Source organism: Stenotrophomonas sp. 2YAF22 (genome assembly GCF_052114665.1).
Lineage (GTDB): Bacteria > Pseudomonadota > Gammaproteobacteria > Xanthomonadales > Xanthomonadaceae > Stenotrophomonas > Stenotrophomonas indicatrix.
In genome coordinates this window covers 1-2209 of the sequence record NZ_JBFRFE010000676.1, presented here as the reverse complement: position 1 = coordinate 2209, position 2209 = coordinate 1, and the positions used below count along the sequence as shown (strand labels likewise).

Annotated in this window: 3 protein-coding genes and 1 pseudogene; 1 reads left to right on the top strand and 3 read right to left on the bottom strand. The window is 66.2% G+C overall.

The genetic code is table 11. From position 1 onward, the window contains the following. Positions 1-408: 408 nt before the first annotated feature. From AB4Y84_RS19810 to AB4Y84_RS19800, 3 genes are read right to left on the bottom strand one after another with little or no spacing between them, the layout of a single operon-like run. A complete protein-coding gene (locus AB4Y84_RS19810) occupies positions 409-624 on the bottom strand; it encodes a hypothetical protein (protein WP_442244213.1) in 216 nt (71 codons plus the stop codon). Next, positions 621-1274, bottom strand: coding sequence for an RNA polymerase sigma factor (locus AB4Y84_RS19805; RefSeq protein ID WP_442250742.1), 654 nt, complete (start codon positions 1272-1274; stop codon positions 621-623). Before AB4Y84_RS19805 ends, AB4Y84_RS19810 begins: the two co-directional genes overlap by 4 nt. 37 nt (positions 1275-1311) lie before the next feature. Continuing rightward, the gene (locus tag AB4Y84_RS19800) at positions 1312-1641 is read right to left on the bottom strand and encodes a hypothetical protein (protein WP_428703739.1); all 330 of its coding nucleotides are present in this window, start codon (positions 1639-1641) and stop codon (positions 1312-1314) included. Positions 1642-1808: 167 nt separating this feature from the next. Between AB4Y84_RS19800 and AB4Y84_RS19795 the strand changes: the two are divergent. Beyond that, a pseudogene (locus AB4Y84_RS19795) lies at positions 1809-2209 on the top strand (S9 family peptidase); the annotation flags it as partial.

The following is a 2209-nucleotide window of genomic DNA, read 5'->3' as shown; positions in this document are numbered from 1 at the left end:
GCGCTGCAGTTGCCATGCCTGACAGGCCAAGTAGCGCTATGAGAGTTGGGGGGAGAAGCACAGATTTGTCGATCTTCGACATGATTCAGCTCCATTGAAGTTCGTACAGCGGGAAATGGGTGCGGGCCTTCGCGGCTCCGACCAGCGCCAGCGGTTGCCGACGATCGAGATTTCTCCAAGCTGTGCATCGATATCAACAGCGACGGAGGACTTTGCAACTATCCTCATGAGACGCGCCGACGCAGAGTGATTGACAGCAGACCCGGCACCAGAACGATGGCGCTGCCACGTCGCAATCCGGCGTTATTCGCCACTGACTGACGCGGCTCACAGATGCGAAGGAATTCATCAGCAGTCCATTGATATGCCAGACCGCGCAGAATGCGTCTCACGCGCCGCCGGATACGGTCAGCGCCAGAAGTACCAGATGACCCCCGCCACAAGCGCACCAAACAACAGCACCTGCACCACGACATAGCCCACGCCGCTATCGCGTGATTCGGAGGTAATGCGCTTTCGCAACGCCTCACTCACATCCGGCGTCTCTTCCTGCTGCGCCTGCTCACGCAACGCGTCTGCCAGCGCGCGCTCTTCCGCATCGCGAGAATCGGTCGGTCGGTTCACAACAGTTCTCCGGCGGTGGCATGCCGCACCATTTCCTGCTTCAGGACCTGGCGCGCACGGTACAGGTGGCTCTTGATGGTACCGCGGGCCAGGCCTGTCACCTGTTCGATCTCGGCCAGATCGAAATCCTCCAGATAATGCAGGCCTACGATCAGGCGCTGCGGCGCACTCAATCGTTCCAGCGCCGCGCCGAGGTGGCGGCCGGCCTGCAGTGTCTCGCTGAGTTCCGCCGGGCCCGGCCCGTCGTTACCAATCCCCAATTCCTCGGGCGCTTCCACCGCCACCATCCACTGCGCTTCCAGTCTCCGCCGCCGCAGGTACTGCAGGGCGGTGGTGTAGGCCACGCGCGAAATCCAGGTCCGCAGTGAAGATTCGAAACGGAACCGATGCAGCTGGCGGAACACCGCCAGGAACGTTTCCTGCAGCAGGTCGGCCACGTGGTCGCGGTCGCCGACCATGYGCCCGATCACATGCGCGCAGGTGCGCTGGTGTATTTCCACCAGCTGCGTGAAGGCCGGTTGCGAGCCGTCGATGATGGCGCGCACCAGCGCCTGGTCCGCATCCAGCGGCTCGGCGGATATGGTTGCCGTCGCGGCATCCTGCCGACGTCGCCCCCGCAATGCGGCCAGCGCCTCCCCGAGCAGGCTCATGCGTGGGGCTCTCCCTGTGCCCGCAGCATGCGCCGGCTCAGCCCTTGCGCACTGTGGGGCGGGTGAAGTGCCAGGCCAGCAGCTGACCCAGGCCGGCACTGCCGACCATCGCGGCGGCAGCGCCGAACGTCAGGTCGCGTGCACCGATGGCTTCCAGCAGCGCCATGGCCAGTGCCAGGCAGACCAGGCTGATGCCCCAGCGCAGCGCGCCTTGGCGGCGGCGCTCCTCTTCCAGCACCGCCAGCGAGCGGATCACCTCTTCCGGCACGTGCGGTGCCACCAGCTTGCCGCGCGCACGCGCATCGGCGATGGCATGGATCGCATAGGCGGTGCAGATGAAGAGGGTGATCGGGATGAGTTCCTGCATGGTCGTGCTCCTGTCCGGTGGATGATGCGGGTTCAGGAGATTGGATGCGCGACCCTGCCGACCGGTTGCACCACTTTGCCAATCCCGCTGCCATGACCTGTGGCCCCCTCCCCCGGCCGTTGCGGCTGCTACGCTTGCCCGGTTTCCTCTTCTGGTGCCGTCCGCCCATGTCCCGAGTGCTGCCCCTGTCCCTCCTGCTGTCTGCCATGCTGGCCGCTCCGGCCGCCCAGGCCGCGCCGACGCCGATCACCATCGAACAGGCCATGGCCGACCCGGACTGGATCGGTCCGCCGGTGGAGAAGGCCTGGTGGTCGTGGAACAGCCAGCAGGTGGAATACCAGCTCAAGCGCAACGGCAGCCCGGTGCGCGACACCTTCCGCCAGCCGATCGCCGGTGGCGTGGCCGCGCAGGTGGCCGATGACCAGCGCGGCAGCCTGGACGTGGCCGATCCGGTGTACGACCGCAGCCGCACGCGCAGCGCGTTCGTGCGCAACGGCGACGTGTTCGTGCGCGACCTGCGCAGCGGCGCACTGACCCAGCTGACCCGCAGCAACGAGCGCGCCAGCGG

Coding starts and splice junctions, on each gene's coding strand:
- AB4Y84_RS19800 (WP_428703739.1), bottom strand. CDS start 1,641: ATGCAGGAACTCATCCCGATCACCCTCTTCATCTGCACCGCCTATGCG.